Source organism: Edaphocola aurantiacus, from assembly GCF_019797745.1.
GTDB lineage: Bacteria > Bacteroidota > Bacteroidia > Chitinophagales > Chitinophagaceae > Edaphocola > Edaphocola aurantiacus.
Window position 1 is genome coordinate 577,879 of sequence record NZ_VOSI01000003.1, and the last position, 18,390, is coordinate 596,268.

General features: G+C 45.7%; 13 protein-coding genes. 7 read left to right on the forward strand and 6 right to left on the reverse strand.

Annotation, left to right across the window (positions count from 1 at the left end; all coding sequences use genetic code 11):
* Positions 1-33 precede the first annotated feature (33 nt).
* Complete coding sequence (accC, locus tag FTD44_RS11230; protein WP_222166529.1) at positions 34-1,509, forward strand: acetyl-CoA carboxylase biotin carboxylase subunit; 1,476 nt, start codon at positions 34-36, stop codon at positions 1,507-1,509.
* Positions 1,510-1,584: 75 nt separating this feature from the next.
* On the opposite strand, the gene FTD44_RS11235 is transcribed toward accC, so the two are convergent.
* Complete coding sequence (locus FTD44_RS11235) at positions 1,585-3,441, reverse strand: tail fiber domain-containing protein (protein ID WP_222166530.1); 1,857 nt, start codon at positions 3,439-3,441, stop codon at positions 1,585-1,587.
* Between the two features lie 148 nt (positions 3,442-3,589).
* Here FTD44_RS11235 and FTD44_RS11240 point away from each other — a divergent pair, with 148 nt between their 5' ends.
* Genes FTD44_RS11240 through pfkA form a run of 3 tightly spaced genes read left to right on the forward strand, consistent with a single transcriptional unit; the run spans position 3,590 to position 5,799 of the window.
* Positions 3,590-4,354 carry an inositol monophosphatase family protein gene (locus tag FTD44_RS11240; RefSeq protein ID WP_222166531.1) on the forward strand — a complete coding sequence of 255 codons (765 nt, stop codon included), beginning with the start codon at positions 3,590-3,592 and terminating at the stop codon, positions 4,352-4,354.
* Positions 4,355-4,376: 22 nt separating this feature from the next.
* On the forward strand, positions 4,377-4,811 hold the full coding sequence (gene dut, locus FTD44_RS11245; RefSeq protein ID WP_222166532.1) for a dUTP diphosphatase: 435 nt from the start codon (positions 4,377-4,379) through the stop codon (positions 4,809-4,811).
* 16 nt (positions 4,812-4,827) lie between these two features.
* Positions 4,828-5,799 (forward strand): 6-phosphofructokinase, encoded by a 972-nt coding sequence (gene pfkA, locus FTD44_RS11250; RefSeq protein ID WP_222166533.1) that lies wholly within the window; start codon positions 4,828-4,830, stop codon positions 5,797-5,799.
* Between the two features lie 479 nt (positions 5,800-6,278).
* Here pfkA and priA read toward each other — a convergent pair whose 3' ends face one another.
* Positions 6,279-8,723, reverse strand: coding sequence for a replication restart helicase PriA (priA, locus tag FTD44_RS11255; RefSeq protein WP_222166534.1), 2,445 nt, complete (start codon positions 8,721-8,723; stop codon positions 6,279-6,281).
* Between the two features lie 95 nt (positions 8,724-8,818).
* Here priA and FTD44_RS11260 point away from each other — a divergent pair, with 95 nt between their 5' ends.
* The 3 genes from FTD44_RS11260 to lptC are packed head-to-tail and all read left to right on the forward strand — an operon-like array spanning position 8,819 to position 11,468.
* Positions 8,819-9,544, forward strand: a complete 726-nt coding sequence (locus FTD44_RS11260; RefSeq protein ID WP_222166535.1) for a type III pantothenate kinase — start codon at positions 8,819-8,821, stop codon at positions 9,542-9,544.
* Positions 9,537-10,874, forward strand: a complete 1,338-nt coding sequence (locus tag FTD44_RS11265) for a hypothetical protein (protein WP_222166536.1) — start codon at positions 9,537-9,539, stop codon at positions 10,872-10,874. Before FTD44_RS11260 ends, FTD44_RS11265 begins: the two co-directional genes overlap by 8 nt.
* Before the next feature lie 51 nt (positions 10,875-10,925).
* A complete protein-coding gene (gene lptC, locus FTD44_RS11270) occupies positions 10,926-11,468 on the forward strand; it encodes an LPS export ABC transporter periplasmic protein LptC (RefSeq protein ID WP_222166537.1) in 543 nt (180 codons plus the stop codon).
* A 60-nt stretch (positions 11,469-11,528) separates the two neighbouring features.
* Here the strand turns inward: lptC and FTD44_RS11275 are convergent, their stop codons facing one another.
* From FTD44_RS11275 to FTD44_RS11290, 4 genes are all read right to left on the reverse strand, one after another.
* Positions 11,529-13,118 (reverse strand): T9SS type A sorting domain-containing protein, encoded by a 1,590-nt coding sequence (locus FTD44_RS11275; protein ID WP_222166538.1) that lies wholly within the window; start codon positions 13,116-13,118, stop codon positions 11,529-11,531.
* 84 nt (positions 13,119-13,202) lie between these two features.
* On the reverse strand, positions 13,203-14,834 hold the full coding sequence (locus tag FTD44_RS11280) for a T9SS type A sorting domain-containing protein (RefSeq protein WP_222166539.1): 1,632 nt from the start codon (positions 14,832-14,834) through the stop codon (positions 13,203-13,205).
* A gap of 66 nt (positions 14,835-14,900) precedes the next feature.
* Complete coding sequence (locus tag FTD44_RS11285) at positions 14,901-16,496, reverse strand: T9SS type A sorting domain-containing protein (RefSeq protein WP_222166540.1); 1,596 nt, start codon at positions 16,494-16,496, stop codon at positions 14,901-14,903.
* 79 nt (positions 16,497-16,575) lie between these two features.
* Positions 16,576-18,210 carry a T9SS type A sorting domain-containing protein gene (locus FTD44_RS11290; RefSeq protein WP_222166541.1) on the reverse strand — a complete coding sequence of 545 codons (1,635 nt, stop codon included), beginning with the start codon at positions 18,208-18,210 and terminating at the stop codon, positions 16,576-16,578.
* Positions 18,211-18,390: the final 180 nt, after the last annotated feature.

The window sequence follows — 18,390 nt, forward strand, 5'->3', positions numbered from 1 at the left end:
ACCTCCAAAAATTACGCAATTATTTCATTGAGTATGCAGAAGATATTAGTTGCCAATCGTGGCGAAATTGCACTGCGCGTTATGCGTTCTGCAAAAGAAATGGGCATCAAGACCGTTGCCGTCTATTCCGAGGCTGACCGTACTATGCCCTTTGTACAATATGCAGACGAGGCAGTTTGTATCGGACCGGCTCCTTCAGCCCAGTCTTATCTGAGAGCAGATAAGATTATTGAAGTGGCGAAGCAACTGGGTGTTGATGGTATCCATCCGGGTTACGGATTCCTGAGTGAGAATGCAGAATTCTCCAAAGCAGTGACCGATGCCGGTATCACCTTTATCGGGCCTAGTGCTCACTCTATCAATATGATGGGGAGCAAGATTGCTGCTAAACAAGCCGCTCAGACCTTTGATGTGCCAATGGTTCCGGGTACGGATAAGCCACTGGTAAGTGTAGAAGAGGCTCATGAGATTGCAGATCGTGTAGGCTACCCTATCCTGATCAAAGCCAGCGCCGGTGGTGGTGGTAAAGGTATGCGTGTAGTGAACAATACAGAGGAGCTGGAAGAGCAGATGCGCATGGCTAAAAGTGAAGCCCTGAGTGCCTTCAGCAATGACGATGTATTTATTGAAAAATATGTAGGTTCTCCTAAACATATCGAAATCCAGATCCTGGGCGACCAGCATGGCAATTACGTATACCTGTTCGAAAGAGAATGTTCTATACAGCGCAGACACCAGAAGCTGATCGAAGAAGCGCCTTCTTCCTGCCTGACTACCGATGTACGTAAAGCTATGGGTGAATGTGCCGTAAATGTGGCCAAAGCCTGTAAATACTATGGTGCAGGTACGGTAGAGTTCCTGGTAGATGATGACCTGAATTTCTATTTCCTGGAGATGAATACCCGTCTGCAGGTAGAGCACTGTGTAACAGAATACATTACCGGTGTAGACCTGGTTAAAGAACAGATCCGTGTAGCCCGTGGCGAGAAATTGTCTTTCAGCCAGGAAGAGCTCACTATCAATGGTCACTCTATTGAACTGCGTGTATGTGCCGAAGATCCTTTAGATAATTTCGTACCGGATACCGGTAAACTGGAAATCTATGTGCGCCCGCAAGGTAATGGTGTGCGTGTAGATGATGGTTATGAGCAGGGAATGGATATTCCTATCTTCTATGACCCGATGATCGCTAAACTGGTGGTTTGGGGTAAAGATCGTGCAGAGGCTATTGACCGCCTGTGCCGTGCTGTGGATGAATATAAGATTAAAGGCATTAAAACTACTCTGCAGTTCGGTAAATGGGCTGTACGCCAGCCGGCATTTGCAGAAGGTAAGTTCGATACCAACTTCATCAATAAATATTACAAACCGGAATACCTGGTCGTACAGGATGATGCGGAAATGAATGTTGCCGCTTCGCTTGCAGGTGTATTATGGGAGCAAGGTAAGAAAACCGCTCCTGTAGCCAGTCAGACTGCTGCCGGTAGTAAATGGAAAATGAAACGATAAATTGATTTATCCTGATGATAAAAGTAAAAGTCACCCGTTTTCGGGTGACTTTTACTTTTATGTCTGCATACAGGATTAGCGATCAGCGATCACCATTCTTTTCGAACCTACTATTTTACCATCGGCAATGATAGAATAGATGTACATTCCTGCTGCCAGTTGACCAGCTGTGAAGGTAACAGATGAGTTACCGCGATCTTTGATCGGCATGGTTTTTACCTGCTTGCCCTGTAAGTCATACACGGTCAGGAAAGCACTGTTTACCTGTGCCGGTAAGGTAAAGCGGATTACCGTTTCATGAGAGAACGGGTTAGGTACGTTCTGCTCAATGCTAGCATCACTCATAAAGTTCTGCTCCAGGCTGGTCGTACCACCCTGCACTTTTTGCAGTTCGCTGAGTTGCTGTTGTAGCTGATCGATTACTTTTTGCTGATCTTCGATCATTTTTTGCTGCTCCTGCATTCCTTTTACCAGCGGCACCACGAATTCAGCATAAGCAATGCCGTAGTTGTCCTGGTCATTGGCCGGAACATGCACACCATTGAAGTCATAGCTGACATCTTTCGCAGCCTGTTCAACTTCCTGTGCAATAAAGCCTGTCTGACGGATCTTTGTAGATGCCGTGAAGTCCTGGTTCATATAGTGTTTGCGGGCTTCTTCTGTCATGTTTTTTGTCCAGAATTCGCTTAACTTACGGGTATCAACATTATAAACGACTGGTCTTAGTTTTTTGATAAACTCCAGACCTTTTACCTCTTCCGTGATATTGGTTTTGAAGCGACCATCAGAAACCGTCACATAAGTCGGACCTTCTACGATTGTCGCAGTGGTGCTACCCAGGCGGATCTTATCATCAGCATTTACCACGGCGCTGTTACCGATTGCAGTAGCATTGTTCAGGTTGTTAGCCGCTACATCTGCGCTATAGCCCAGGGCTGTATTGCTGCCACCGGTACTGTTGTTATATAATGCTGCAAAGCCTACAGCAGTATTGTTCGGACCGCTGGTGCTCAGGTACAGGGAACGGAAACCTACAGAAGTATTGTTACTGGCGGTAGTACCGTACAGGGCCTGGTATCCCAGTGCAGCGTTGTACTGGCCGGCCACATTGAAGTGCATGGAGTAAGAACCCACTGCAGCATTGTAACCACCGGTAGTATTATTCATCAGGGACTGGTAGCCACCGGCATAGTTGTCACGGCCACTTGTATTGGCATACATAGAGTTATACCCGATCGCGGTATTGTTCACCCCATTGTTATTGTAAAGTGACTGAAAACCGTTAGCCACATTATAACTACCGGTAGAGTTGGTATACAGGGCAGCGAAACCAATGGCCGTATTATCTGCTCCGCTGGAATTGATATACATGGATCTGAAGCCAACAGATGTATTGTTGCTGCCGGTATTGCTGTACAACGACTGGTAACCCAGTGCAGAGTTATACATACCGGAAACGTTGAAGGCAAGTGAGTAGCCGCCCACTGCAGCATTGTATCCCCCACCGGCATTCGCATTCAGCGCACGAAAACCAATACCGGTATTCGCCGTTCCTGTATTAGACGTCAGGGCCGCCGAACCTAAAGCAACACTCTGTCCGCCGCCGATAGGTACGGAGTTGAGGTTATATGAAACATTCTGGGCCTGCACCTGGGCTGATAAAGCCATTAAGGTTACAAAACCGGCAACAAAGGGAAATCTTTTCGTCTTCATAGAGACATTGGGCAATGCATGTGTACTTGCTTTCATAAGATTAACTGTTTTGAAATGTTTTGCGTACTCTGTCAGATTTTCCGCTACCTCTTTATGCGTATTGAAGGATGGTACCAATACCCTTTTCTTTTCGTTTGGTGTAGGTAATAGTTTTAACTGTGTTTTGTTTTTAGTGATAATTCTCTTAGATGTGAATACTAAAGTATATATTATTCTCATAATGGTGAAATTAATTATTGGTTAAGTGTGTAAAATTTTTATGATATTGACCGGTATTGTCTATTGTTAAGCTTCTGAGCACGGCTTTAATAATTTTTCGGAATTTGGGGATCAGGGTTATCTTTGTACACTACATAAAGATCGAAACATGAAAGAAGTACTGTTAAGTACGATTAAAGCGGCCGGAGCCCTGGTGAAAGAAGGATTCAGCCAGGAATTTGAGATCAGCCATAAAGACGGGATCAATAATCTTGTCACTACGATTGATAAGGCTTCTGAAGAACTTATCGTGCATACAATTAAAGCGCATTTTCCGGATCATGGTTTTGTGGGTGAGGAATTCGGGAATGAAAATGAAGATGCGGAATATAAATGGATCATTGATCCGATCGATGGTACGGTAAACTTCGCGCATCGTGTGCCGCTTTGCTGTGTCAGTATTGCCCTGGCGCGTAATGAAGAGGTGATCATGGGGGCTGTATATAATCCTATGATGAATGAACTGTTCTTTGCCGAAAAAGGTAAAGGTGCATTTTTAAATGACCAGCCGATATCGGTATCTGCTAAAAGCACGATTCAGAATGCGTTTCTGGTGACTGGTTTTCCTTATCATTTCCCTGAAACGAAAGTGCATCCTGTAGATATTTTTGCTAAAATAGTGAAGCAGGGATTCCCGGTACGCCGTCTGGGTTCTGCTGCGCTGGATCTGTGCTGGGTGGCCTGTGGCCGCTTTGATGCCTTCTGGGAGTTTAACCTGCAGGCATGGGATATTGCTGCCGGTTACCTGTTGGTAGAAGAAGCCGGAGGCAAAGTGACCAATTTCTCTAACCAGCCTTATACCATCTGGGATAAGGAAAGCCTGGCAACAAACAAAGTATTGCACGAGGACATGCTGCAATTATTATTCTCTTAAATTCTGTTATCTTAAATTATATATGCAAGTAAAAATCATCAACCGTTCTAAAAATCCGCTGCCGCAATATCAGACCCTGGGCTCTGCCGGTATGGACCTCTCTGCCAACCTGGATTACCCTATTGAGCTGAAACCGCTGGAAAGAGCACTGGTACCTACCGGTCTGTTTATGGAGCTTCCACTGGGCTATGAAGCACAGATACGCCCGAGAAGCGGTATGGCGATCAAGAAAGGGATTACCGTGATCAATACACCGGGTACAATCGACAGCGATTACCGCGGAGAAATTAAAATTCCGATTGTAAACCTTTCTGCAGATACGCAGGTTATCGAACATGGTGAGCGTGTGGCACAAATGGTGATCGCAAAGCATGAACACATTATCTGGGAACTGACGGATATACTGGAAGACAGCGAGCGTGGTGCGGGTGGTTTTGGCCATACCGGAACGAAATAATCAGAAAAAGAACTTTATGATACAAAAGATTGCGGTGCTGACCTCCGGAGGAGATGCACCCGGTATGAATGCGGCAATACGTGCTGTGGTGCGTACAGCTATATATCATGGCATTGCTGTAATGGGTGTTCGTTATGGGTACCAGGGGCTTATCGACGATGATATCTTTCCAATGGAATCCAGGGATGTGGCCAACATCATACAGATGGGTGGCACCATGCTGAAAACAGCACGCAGCAAGGATTTTATGACGGAAGAAGGTCGCAGTAAAGCGGCAGCTAACCTGAAGAAGCATGGTGTGGAAGGCCTGGTTGTGATTGGCGGAGACGGTAGTTTCAGGGGGGCTTGTGCCCTGCATGCCGAGCACCAGATGCCGATTATCGGTATTCCGGGTACTATAGATAAAGACATATCCGGTACTGACTATACGATTGGTTTTGATACTGCAGTAAATACTGCGATTGAAGCGATTGATAAGATCAGGGATACAGCGGCGGCACATGATCGCCTATTCATTATTGAGGTAATGGGTCGTGATGCAGGTTATATTGCCCTGAACAGTGGCATCGCCACCGGTGCTGAATCAGTACTGGTTCCGGAGCGCATTACTAATGTAGAGCGTGTGGCGGCAATGATTGACTATGATCAGAAGCGCCGGAAAAATGTACATATTATCGTGGTTGCAGAGGGCGATGATTTCGGTGCAGAACCATTGACGCATGTACTGCAACATAAATTCCCGGCTATGGAGATACGCCATACGGTGCTGGGTCATATACAGCGCGGAGGATCGCCTACTTATTACGACCGCGTACAGGCCAGCCGCCTCGGATACCATGCCGTACTGGCTTTGAAAGAAGGTAAATCTCAAGAGATGGTGGGTATTGTCAATAATCATATTGCCTTCGCGCATATGGATAGTGTGGTAAAGAAGCACCAGCCTATTGATGATGATCTGCTGGATATGGTGCGGGTATTGTCTTCTTAAATTAAAAGATAAAAGTAAAAATGTAAAACGGTATTAAGTCAAACACTTAATACCGTTTTGCTTGCATGCCTGGGCAAATAAATTGCTTTTCAAAAAAGAGATGCTTTGATCATGACATTACCCTTCAAGGACCTCATGGGACGAAACTTTCGGTTGCCAGGGCTCGCGAAGCATCAACCAAAATAGCTATTGTTATGATGAAAATAGTAAGTGATCCGTATCGAACAGATCGCTCAAAAAGGCCTTATAAATCCGGCGTCAAGAAAATCATTGGCTCGGTCGATAAAGTCGAAAACCACTGTCTGAGCGCAGCGAGTCTGGTTTGCGACCGGCCGACACCTTGATTTTTAGCCAGGGATTTATACAGCCTTGATTTTTTGGCGCTACCTTTTGCATCAAGGCAAAAGGTAGCAAAGACTATAAAGAGAAAACCAAAGAGTGCTATATGCTTTTGTTTCTTAAAGCGGAATCATTAAAATCTAATTCGGATCTACATCAGCAAAGATCTGTAATGCAGAGAAGCCGCGGTTTTGCGGTACAGTCTGTATCAGGCTGTTTATATGAGCCTTTACCTGTTGTATATAAGCCATGTCCAGTGGCAGCTTGATCAGCAACTCCTGTATATACATATTGCGTACACGCGGTACAATAGCCTCTGCCGGGCCTTGTATGTAGATATCAGGAAGGGCTTCCTTCAATCCTACAGCAAACATTGCTGCTCCCTGTGCTGCTTTCAGCGGATCTTTGTGCTTGATGATCATCTTGATCAGGCGCACAAAAGGCGGGTAGGTAAACTGCTGGCGATTGCCGATTTCGAAAAGATAAAACTGTTTGAAATCATGCTGCTTGATATACTGTATGATCGGGTGTGTGGGTTTATGTGTCTGAATCAGCACCTTCCCGTTTCCGTCCATACGCCCTGCCCTGCCGCTTACCTGTTCCATAAGCTGGAAGGCACGTTCATATACCCTGAAGTCGGGATAACTGAGCAAGCTGTCAGCACTCAGGATGCCCACCAGGGCTACGTTTTCGAAGTCCAGGCCTTTAACCACCATCTGGGTACCCACCAGAATATCAATCTTACCGGCAGAGAAATCTTCAATGAGCTGCAATTGCCTGTTTTTGGTACGCATACTGTCCCAGTCCATACGGGCCACTTTAAAATGCGGGAAGATGCGTTGCAGGTCTTCTTCAATCTTTTCTGTACCAAAAGTACGGGCACTGATCTGTGCATTGCCGCATTGCGGACAATGCTTTATGGGCGCGGTTTTGGTGCCACAGTAATGGCAATGTAATTTGTCGGTCGCTTTATGATAGGTCAGGGATACATCGCAGTATTTACACTGCGGTACAAAACCACAGGATCCGCACATCAGGAAAGGCGCATAGCCCCTTTTGTTCTGAAACAGGATTACCTGTTTACCTTCCTTAATCGCATCCTGTATGCCGGAAAGTAGGTCAAGCGTGAGTATGGGCGATAAAGCCGTCTGTGTATTCCTGGCATTTACGGTCTCTATTACCGGCATAGATACACCCCTGAAGCGCTCTGTAAGCGCAACAAAGCCGTACTTGCCTTTCTGCACATTATAGGCAGACTCAATAGAAGGTGTTGCTGTGCCCAGCAATACTTTGGACTGATGCAGTTGTGCGAGGTAGATGGCGACATCTCTTGCATGAAACTTGGGACTGGGCTCCTGTTGTTTATAAGAACCGTCATGCTCTTCATCAACAATGATCAGGCCCAGTTCGTTAAACGGTAACCAGAGCGCAGAGCGCGGACCGATCACAACTTTATAGCGCTGATCGGCTACCTTTTTCCATATTTCTATACGTTCGTTATTGCTGTATTTAGAGTGATAGACACCGAGTTCTTCCCCGAAATAGGCTCTTAATCGGGCCAGTATCTGGGTGGTCAGTGCAATCTCCGGAAGCAGGAACAGTACCTGCTTGCCCTGCTCTATCTGTTCTTTGATCAGGCGTATGTACAGCATGGTCTTACCACTGCCGGTTACGCCTTGCAATAATGTTGTGGTATGTTTATCCCAGGAGTCCAGTACTTTGTTATAAGCCTGTTCTTGTGCATCACTTAAGTGCAGGTCTCTGGTTTGGGTATTGGCAATATCCAGTATACGGTCGGTAGCAATCTCTTCTGCATAGAAAATGCCTTTGCTCACCATACCTTTAATCTGTTCTGATGTGGCATTGGTGCGTTTACAGAGATCGGCCTGGGCTATGCCTTTCAGGGCCTTGCGCAGGTGCAGGAAGGTCATGAGTATAGACAGCTGCTTTGGTTTTTTCTCCAGTTCATCAAACAGTGCTCTCAGTGCTTCCTCATCTTCATACTGCTGCTGCAGGAAGATGTATTTTTCTTTTTTGACTTTATATCTTTCTTCGAGAATCTCCGACACCACAGCTGCACCGGTTTCCAGCACCTCATTAATGGCTTTTACCGAGTGTTTACTGTTCTGCAATAACTGATGTACTTCAGAAATGGTCAGTTGTTTGCGGATCAGTAATGCTTCTGCAATGATAAAGGCATCATCGCTCAGACCATCGGGTACCTGTTCATACATATCTGTCCATACCAGCAGACTCTCGCTCATGAGCTTGAGGTGTGCCGGCAATGCAGCCTGCATCACATCTCCCAGTGTCGCAATATAGTAAGACGATACCCATTGCCATAAACGAAGCTGTGTAGGATTGACGATAGGATGATCATCAATGATACTGCGGATTGGTTTTACATGATATTGTTCCGGGGCACGCTCATGCAGCTCGGCTACAATGCCGGCATAGAGCTTGTTACGGCCCATATTGACCTCTACCCGCATGCCTACCCTGATCTGGTCTTGCAGATCAACCGGTACGCCGTAGGTAAGGGTTCTGGATAAATGTAAGGGTAATATAATTTCTGCGAATAACACTGATGGTCGTCTGTAAGCCTGCGAATTTAAGATTTGTCTCGTTAAAGAGTTGTTGTCGAAACATAAAAATAACTATTTTGCAGGAAAAAGAGCACATGAACCTTTGTTTAGACTTCGGAAATACCCTTTGTAAAGCAGCTTTATTCGATAAAGACCAGTTAGTAGACCGTTTTAGTTTTCCTGCTGAGCAGGCTTTACAGGCGGTAGAAGATATTATTGACACCTATTCCCCCTCAAAGGCTATCCTGTCTTCGGTTATTAATCATGATACGGCAATCAATACTTTATTGGCTGATAAGTGTGCTTATTTTCATGTGCTGAACGAACATAGTGCTTTACCGGTTGTGAATGCTTATGCCAGTCCGGGCACTTTAGGTATGGACCGTGTAGCATTGGCTGTAGCGGCACAACATCATTATCCGGGACGCAATTGCCTGGTGATCAGCATTGGTACTGCTATTACTTATAATTTCATTACGCATAATAAATTTTTCCGCGGCGGAGCCATCTCTCCGGGTTTACGATTAAGATTTGAGTCCTTAAATACGCAAACGGATAAATTGCCGTTAATAGAAGAAATAGGTTACGTACAGCTGTTAGGATATGATACGGAAAGTAGTATCAAGAGCGGTGTAATCAACGGAATTGCAGGTGAGCTGAATTATTTTATTGATGAATATGAGCAGACTTACGAAAACCTGGCCGTGATCATTACCGGTGGTAACCTGTCCTTTTTTGAAAACAAAATAAAAAAACAGATATTTGCAGACCCGAAATTCCTGTTTAAGGGATTAAACTTAATTTTAGACTATAATGCGTAGTAACAAACACCTTACTCTTTCCTTATTATTCACTTTTTCTGCTATTGGCGCCTGGGCTCAGGCTACTGTTAATACAAACGATCCGAAGTCCGGCAGAATCAACTCTCCGTATACCCGCTACGGTATCGGAAACATGGTAGACACCAGGAGTGCAGGCTTAAGAGGAATGGGTGGTATTGCCAATGGTTATGCCAAAGATTATACAATCAATGCTTATAACCCTGCGAGTTATACTTACCTGAACAGAACCACACTGGAATTTGCAATAGATATGCAGTCCAACAATGTGCGCATCGGGGATAATGTAACTAAGTCTGGTACCTTCACGATCAGTCAGTTTAACCTTGCTTTCCCATTGAAACAACGCCACCTGGCTATGAACCTGGGGTATACGCCTATTTCTAAGGTGTATTATAACTCTGCTGACAGTGTTATGGTGCAGGGACTGGGAAAAACGTTACAGACACACAATGGTGAAGGGAACTTAAACTTTGCTTATATCGGTTTATCTGGTGGTGCTAAAGGATTCAGTGTAGGGGTAAATGCGGGTTACCTGTTCGGTAACATCCGTAATTCTTCTTACTTTAATGTGATCGATTCCAATTCCAGCTATACCCGTAATACCGATATCTCCCGTAAGGATATATACGGCGGCTTGTACTGGAAAGGTGGTGCGATGTACAAAGCGAGCTTAAAAAATAATCAATACATCAGTGCAGGTGCAACCGGTACTTTATCGCAGAAGATCAATACTTCCCGTTCAGAGTATTTTGTCGCCGGTACCGATACTGTATTAAACAACCCGGGTGGTGCGATTACAGATACAGTAAGTGCTGTGTATGATAAGAAAGGTAAGATGACTATGCCGGCTGAGTTTGGTTTTGGTATCCACTACGGAAAAGCAAATAACTACGATTTCGGTCTGGACATTACTTATGCAGACTGGTCTGTATTTAATCGTTTCGGTGCTTCTGAAGCGAATATCGGACAGAATGCTTACCGCATTTCTATCGGTGGAGAGGTGATTCCGAATGTGAAGGCAACTCCCAAACAGTATTTTTCTGCAATGACATACCGTTTTGGTGCATACTATGGTAAAGATTATGTGTATTGGGATCAGACTAATACCAATATCAATTACTATGGTCTGACTGTAGGTTTACAATTACCATTCAGACCTTATTACGAGCAGAGCGGTGCCTTAAACATGTCACTGGATATGGGCAACAGAGGTACTATTGCTAATGATCTGGCCCGTGAGTTTTATGTGAAATTCACAGTGGGATTACGTTTCAATGACCTTTGGTTCCGCAGACCGAAATACGACTAAATGAATCCAATTAGAAAAACATATTTACGAAGCAGGTCATTATATTGTATAATGACCTGTCTCGCTTTGATACCTGCCGGTTGTAAAGAAGATTCTATTTCACAATCTAATAAGATGGTGACTAAAGAGGAAATGCTGATAGACCGTGCGGATAGTGTGACCGTAATTCTCAGTAAAGAAGGCCATACCAAAGCCCGCCTGAGGACTAAAGAATTCATACAGAATGAAGAGGCGAAACCTCCGTACCTGGATATGAACAAAGGGCTTAAAGTAGAATTCTATAATGACAGTATGAAGGTGGAAAGTGTACTGACAGCCAAAACAGCGCGTTTTTATACCCAAAGCAGTAATATACTGGTACAGGATAGTGTACTGGTGGTCAATGATAAGGGCGAGCAGTTAAAGACCCAGCAGATGGTCTGGAATAACGACCTGCAGAAATTCTATACGCAGAAACCGGTACAGATTATCCGGGGTACCTCCATTACCTATGGTACAGGTCTTGAAGCCAATCGCGATTTTTCCTGGATACGCATCTTTAACCAAACCGGCACAATACCGGTAGAGAAAGACCAGATGCCCCCTACAGAATAAAAAGAAGTAAAAGGCCCGCTCAATTGAGCGGGCCTTTTTTATGGTGTTCATACAATCGGGTTATTTTTTAATCACCGTTTGGGAAGCGATTTTAGCTCCGTTAACGGTACTGTTCAGGAAGTATACTCCCGATGTGATGTTTGCCAGGCCATCCAGTTGCAGGGTATGCGTACCCGCTGCCAGAGCAGATTTCTGCTGTGCCACCAGTTTGCCGGTCACGTCAAACAGTTCCAGTTTCACGGTGCCCGCTGCGTTCAGGTTTACAGAAGTATTGATCACATTGCTGAATGGATTCGGATAGGTGCCCTGCCCTGTTTTCAGGTCTTTGGTACCTTTGAATGTACTCGTGCCCCATGGCTTGAATGCATGGTGCAGGCGATACTCACCAATGCTTTCATCAAAATCATAGTATGCCGCATACAGGTAGTTCGTTGTGCCTTCCAGGTCCGATTTACTGTAGGCAATACCCGGAGGACTTTGTATCACGTTAGGCATTTCAGAATTAGGCAGCCCCATATAATCCGGCGCGCTTACATAAGTAGAGCCATCAGCTTTCATCTGTATACCGGCATACAGGTTGCGGTCATTGCCATTGGTGGCATACCATCCTGTAGATACATGATCTGTCCAGGAGTTGCCATATTCAGTAAGACCGTAGTGTATGGTCGGAGAGAATGCTTTGAAACCTGTGGTAGGATTATTGCCCAGCGCACCGGAGTTTACCCCTACCGTGAAGGGCACGCCTGTGCTGAAGTGATCTCTGCTGCGTACAAAAACAGTCTGTCCGTCGCTATAGGTATAGCCCCAGTTCTGATAGATACACAGATCCGGACAATCCAGTACTGTTTTGCCATACAGGTTAGTGCCATAGTCTACATCTTCTATATTCAGAAACGCAACTGCTGGTGTTGTTTGTGCCATCACAAAATTCCAGTCCAGGTTACCCACGGTTATAGTACCCAGGCTATTGTCTGTAACCATATATATCGTACTGTTACCTGCGGCACGGGTAACGGCTACATCAGGGTCTTTCTGGTCTGTACTGGTGATCATGGTAACCGGCGCACTCCATTGCCCGTAGTAATTACCAGCCATAACCTGTATGCCTACACCCGGGTTATTCCATACCACTGCTGCCATACTTTTATTGAAGCAGTCTATGCGGATGCGGCCATACTTCTGTGAGGCAGACAGCTGCATGGTATTGGTCAGTACCGGAGTGGTAGAGGTTGGTGTAATATCGTAGAAATCCAGGAAGTGCCCTGCACCATAGCGGTAGTACGCTACTACAATCTGGGTATTGACACCGTTCTGTATGGCTGCTACATCCAGTTCTGCTACATCATCATAAGGCAGTACTCCTCTGTCTATTACAGTAACCGAATACGGGTCAACGTAATGCCAGACTACTTCGCTATAATTACCCTTGTTGGCATTACCCCAGCCGGCCAATACCAGGTTGTGCGTACCGTAGGCACTTTCAACATTCAGCAATGAATAGGCAGAAACGTTAGTCGGATCTTTAATCTGAGGACTGCCAAATACATGTTCCGGTGCTACACCAGTAGTAAAAGTTTGTGCATAAGATAAGCTTCCTGCAGCGGCGATCAGGCATGCGGCGAGGGCCAATGTTTTAAATGGTTTTAACATGATTGTTTATTAGAGGATAAGTAAATGTCTGCTGAGGTTATAAACATCCGGAGCTTTATGCTAAAGCTCCGGATGTCGGAAATATTACTGTTGCTTAACAACGGCTTTGCTATCAGTTTTCAGGCCGTTAATGGTTGTATTCATGAAATAAACACCTGGTGTGATGTTTTGCAGCCCGTTTAACTGGAGGCTATGTGTACCTGCAGTCAGCGATGCCTTTGTTTGTGCGATTACTTTACCGGTAATATCAAACAGCTCTACGGTTGCTACGCTTGCTTCTTTAAGGGTAACAGATGTATTGATGGTTTCATTGAACGGATTCGGATAAGTGCCCGTAACCGCTTTCAGGTCTTTGGTGCCTTTAAAGGCTCCTGTGCCCCAGTCGTGGAAGGCATGATGCAGGTTGAACTGACCACTAGGTCCGTCATAATCATAAAACACAGCGTACATGTAATCCGGTGCATATTTAAGATCGCCTTTGCTGAAGGCAATACCTGAGTACGGAAGCAGCGGATAAGTGGTCGCGTTGCTGCCATTAGGCAAGTCCAGGTAGTCTGCCGGACTGATTAATCCACTGCCGCTTTCATTCATTTCTAGCGCGATATACCGGTTAAATCCTATACCGTCAGAGCTATACCAGCCCACATGGATCTGGTCTGTTGCACCCGGATTTCCCGGAGCGAGCGCACCCATACCGTAATGTACGGTCGGTGTAAATACTTTCAGCGAACCTACGGTGCCGACATTACCCAATGCCCCTGAACTGACACTTACATTACCAGCCGTACTACTGGTATTATGATCCATATACTGGACAGATACATCTATATGATTGTCGGTATAGGTATAAGCCCAGTTGTCTACATTATAGTCATCCGGTGCATCCAGCATCAGTCTGGATCTGAGCGGATTACTCAATACATTAACATCTTCCACTGAAGGATAAACAATTGATCCGCCACCCAGCAGTGCCGAATAAGGAACTACAGATTCTGTAATCACCATGCCCACTTTGTGGTGTACATAATGGACATTAATGCCGTTGTTTGTACGACAGAAAGCCACATCGGGACCTGCTTCGCCGAAGGTGTTATCCAGGGTCTTTGGCGCGTACCAGGTACCATCTCTTCCGGCCATCGTTCTGATGCCCACACCCGGTTCTTCCCACACAATAACCATGTCGCGCAGCTCGGTACTATGTGAATCCATACGGATGCGGCCATATGTCGGCGAGGAAGATAAGTTCATCGTTGTGTTGTACACAACAGGATTGATAGGCGATGTGGTGATATCATAAATATCTACAAAATGCCCCGAACCAATTTTGTAATAAGCCACATAGATCTGTGTCGTATTGGTGGCCAGGTTGCGCATAGCCCCTACTTCGAGATCGGCTACATCTGTGTACAGCTGGCTGCCCTGGTATAACAGTGCCGTAGGGCTACCGGATACGGAAAATTGCCAGGTTACCTCACTTACTGCTCCCGGATCGGGATTGGTCCAGGCCGCCAGATAAACGTCAGTCTGTCCGAATGCCATCGGGGTATTGAGCCCCCTGAATGCATAACAGGAAATGCTTTGGGGTTTGCTTACAGATGGGTCTCCGTAGATAAATTCAGGCCCGATAGGTGGCACATAATACTGTGCAGCGGCATTGAAAATGGTTCCTGCAATCAGGCAAGAACTTAAGGTCAGTGTTTTTAATGGTCGTAACATGTTCATTAGAGGGTTGTATTTTATAGTTGAATAAAAAAATGCGGATGATATATTCCAGACAATGATTTACAGCTTGATCAAAGTCTGCGTCTGTTGCGCCGTACCATTTACAATGATGGACAGGAAATAAGTACCCGGAACCGTTCCCTGTAACTGGTCCAGCTGCAGCTGATGTGTACCTGCCGGCACTGCCTGTCTTTTCTGGCTTACGATGCGACCGGTGATGTCAGATAATTGTACCTGTACCATAGCTGCTCCCTCGACGGTAACTGCAGTATTGATCCGGTCATTAAAGGGATTCGGGTAAGTATTGATCGCAGCTGCTTTCGGCGCTGCAGTGCCTTTAAATACAGTATTGCCCCAGCTATGATATGCGTGATGCAGACTGAACTGATCTGTAGCCGGATTGTAATCATAATAAGTTGCATACAGGAACTCCGGAGCCAGTTGCTGATCACTTTTACTCAGCGCAATACCCGGCAGGCCATGATATTGATCGGCCGTGAACGAATTGGGCAGCGCCATATAATCGGGGCCGCTCAGTAAGGTTGTGCCGTCTGCAGTCATTTGTATACCTGCATATCCGTTGGTGCCGGAGAGGTCTGTAACATACCAGGCTACGGTAATATTATCAGTCGGATGAATGCCATAAGCGTCGGTCAGGCCATAGTGTATTGTCGGGCTATAAGTTTCATGCACATCCAGCGGTGCATTACCCAGTACTCCGGAGGTTACGGTTACCGAGGTTGGTGTTGCTGTAGAGAAATAGTCGATATAGCGGACATAAACGTACCGGTTGTCGGAATAGGTATAAGCCCAGTTATCTTCACTGCACAGATCCGGACAGTCTATCACCGGGTTGCTGATGGTATGGTTGAGTACATTTACATCTTCTACAACCGGGCTCAGCACCCCACTGGTTGCATTCTTCAGGGTATTCCAGTCCAGGGTAGACTCTGTAACGACACCATTGCCATTGTGATAAACGTAGTGAATGCGCGCAGGATTCGCACCTCCGCCATGTTTCACCGCCACATCTGGTTCATGCTGGTATTCTGTACCTGCAAAGGTTTGTACCATGCCCCAGCTACCGGCGTTGTCCAGTGCGCAACTCTGAATGCCGATACCCGGATATTCCCAGGTAAACACCATCTGGTGCTGGAAAAAGCCATCTACCCTTATGCGGCCGTAGTCGGCTGAATTGGATAGCTGTACCGTATTATTAAACACTACAGGAGTGAATGTAGAATTGGTAACGTCGTAAATGTCTACAAAGTGCCCGATACCTATACGGTAATACGCTACCAGTATCTGTGTCGCAGTGCCGTTAAATACGGCGCTTACGTCCAGACCTACAACATCGTTATACGGAATAGAGCCTTGTTGTAGTATGCTGGTTGTGCCTCCCTGCAAAAATTGCCAGGTAACCTCACTTTTGCTCCCGTTCTTTGGATACCAGGAAGCTAGGTACATATCTACCAGTCCGAAACCTGTTGGGATCATTGTGGCAGAATAAGCTGAGGTACCTGTAGCATCTGTCACAGACACATCGTTATATACATATTCTGTGGCCAGCGGGCTGGTAAATGTTTGTGCATGGGATAAAATACCAGTTCCGGCAAGGAGACTGCCTAATACCATTACTTTCAATGGTTGTAACATGTTTATTTGTTTTTACAGTTGAAATGGGAATCACTACTGTCCGAAAGATCGAACAGTAGTGGTATGGTTGATGTGTTTGTTATTGCTTGATGAGTGTTTGTGTACCCTGCTTTTTACCATTGATACTGGTCGTCAGGAAGTAAGTACCGGCAACGGTTTGCTGCAGTTGGCCCATCTGTACCTGATGTGTTCCGGCCTGTACCGATTCTCTTTTCTGAGCGACCATGCGACCGGCAATGTCAAACAGTTGCAGTTGTACGGTAGCAGCTTCCTGCAGGGTAACCGATGTACTGATCCTGTCATGGAATGGATTAGGATAGGTATTTACAGCAGTTTGTTTGAGGGTAAGCTCTTTGGAGAATGCTGTACTGCCCCACGGGTGGAAGGCATGGTGGAATTCATACTGACTGGTTGTGGCATTGTAATCGTAGTAAACGGTATACAGGAAGTCAGGAGCATATTTTAAATCGGCCTTACTGAAAGCAATGCCGGTAGCCGGGAATTGCGGGTAGATAGATGGTGTAGCCGCATTAGGTAACAGTAAATAATCTCCTGCACTGGCCACACCGCTTCCATCTGCATACATTTCCAGTCCCAGGTATTGATTGGACGAAGCGCCATCTGTGCTGTACCAGCCTACATGGATCTGGTCAGTTGCACCCGGATTACCTGGTGCCAGTGCAGCCATACCATAGTGCAGTGCCGGGCTCTGTATTTTATAATATCCGGTGGTCGGGTAATTGAACAGAGAGCCATCAGTCATACTTTTTGTGGTCGGAGGAGTACCGCTGTTATAATCAATATAGCGTACATAAGGATCTATCATGCCACCATCAACATAGGTATAGGCCCAGTTATCTGCAGTATAATCATCCGGTGCATCCAGTACAATGCGGGATTGCAGAGAGTAAGTCAGTGCATTGACATCTTCTATATTTGGCGTAACAGATCCTGCAGAACCCAGCAAGGTGCCAAAGTCAACATAAGATTCTGTGATCTCATTAGTGGCATTGTTATAGTATACATAGTGCACATTTATGCCACCATTTGAGCGGCAGAAAGCCACATCCGGTCCAGACTCACCGTTAGTGCCGCTCAGGTTCAGGATATTGGCAAAGTTTCCGTCATTGCCCACCAGGGTATTGATACCCGCGCCCGGTTCTTCCCATACAATCGCCAGAGATCTGATGCCAATGCTATGCGTGTCCATACGAATACGGCCATAGACCGGTGAGTTGGACAGCTGATGGGTACCGATAAACTGTACGGGATTAAAAGGATTGGTCGGCACATAATCATATACATCCAGGAAGTGTCCCTGGCCTAATTTGTAATAAGCAACATAAATCTGCACGGTGCTGGTGCTGGTATTGTACATAGTACCTACTTCCAGGTCTGCAACATCACCATACAGGAAGGAGCCTGAAAAGGCTATCGTGGTGGTACCGGCATTTGCAATCTGCCAGGTAAATTCACTTTTAGCACCATACTGCGGACAAGTCCAGGCAGCCAGGTAGACATCTACAGGGCCGTATCCGGGCATAATACCTGCCCTGAATGCATAGCAGGAAGCACTTTCCGGTTTGCTGATAGCCGGGTCTCCGAATACAAATTCTGCAGCCACAGGAGATGTATACGTTTGTGCTGAAGCATTGATCAGCCCCAGGCTCAACAGTCCGGAACATAAAGTAAGCGTTTTTAAAGATGGTAACATAGTGTTGTGCTTTTTAGAGGATAAATGAATACACTAATGTACTTGTAATACACATAAAAGAGAAGTAAATTCTGTCACAAAAATATTAAGTCACCATTTATTGACTTAAATTAACCCGGGATAATAAAAAGGCACCTGTACAGAACGTACAGGTGCCTTTTTATTATCAGAAAATATATA

Excerpts from the sequence above, each read along its gene's own strand:
- FTD44_RS11285 (WP_222166540.1), bottom strand. The coding sequence starts at position 16,496 with ATGTTACAACCATTGAAAGTAATGGTATTAGGCAGTCTCCTTGCCGGA.
- accC (WP_222166529.1), top strand. The coding sequence starts at position 34 with ATGCAGAAGATATTAGTTGCCAATCGTGGCGAAATTGCACTGCGCGTT.
- FTD44_RS11235 (WP_222166530.1), bottom strand. The coding sequence starts at position 3,441 with ATGAGAATAATATATACTTTAGTATTCACATCTAAGAGAATTATCACT.
- FTD44_RS11240 (WP_222166531.1), top strand. The coding sequence starts at position 3,590 with ATGAAAGAAGTACTGTTAAGTACGATTAAAGCGGCCGGAGCCCTGGTG.
- FTD44_RS11280 (WP_222166539.1), bottom strand. The coding sequence starts at position 14,834 with ATGTTACGACCATTAAAAACACTGACCTTAAGTTCTTGCCTGATTGCA.
- pfkA (WP_222166533.1), top strand. The coding sequence starts at position 4,828 with ATGATACAAAAGATTGCGGTGCTGACCTCCGGAGGAGATGCACCCGGT.
- dut (WP_222166532.1), top strand. The coding sequence starts at position 4,377 with ATGCAAGTAAAAATCATCAACCGTTCTAAAAATCCGCTGCCGCAATAT.
- lptC (WP_222166537.1), top strand. The coding sequence starts at position 10,926 with ATGACCTGTCTCGCTTTGATACCTGCCGGTTGTAAAGAAGATTCTATT.
- FTD44_RS11275 (WP_222166538.1), bottom strand. The coding sequence starts at position 13,118 with ATGTTAAAACCATTTAAAACATTGGCCCTCGCCGCATGCCTGATCGCC.
- FTD44_RS11290 (WP_222166541.1), bottom strand. The coding sequence starts at position 18,210 with ATGTTACCATCTTTAAAAACGCTTACTTTATGTTCCGGACTGTTGAGC.
- FTD44_RS11260 (WP_222166535.1), top strand. The coding sequence starts at position 8,819 with ATGAACCTTTGTTTAGACTTCGGAAATACCCTTTGTAAAGCAGCTTTA.
- FTD44_RS11265 (WP_222166536.1), top strand. The coding sequence starts at position 9,537 with ATGCGTAGTAACAAACACCTTACTCTTTCCTTATTATTCACTTTTTCT.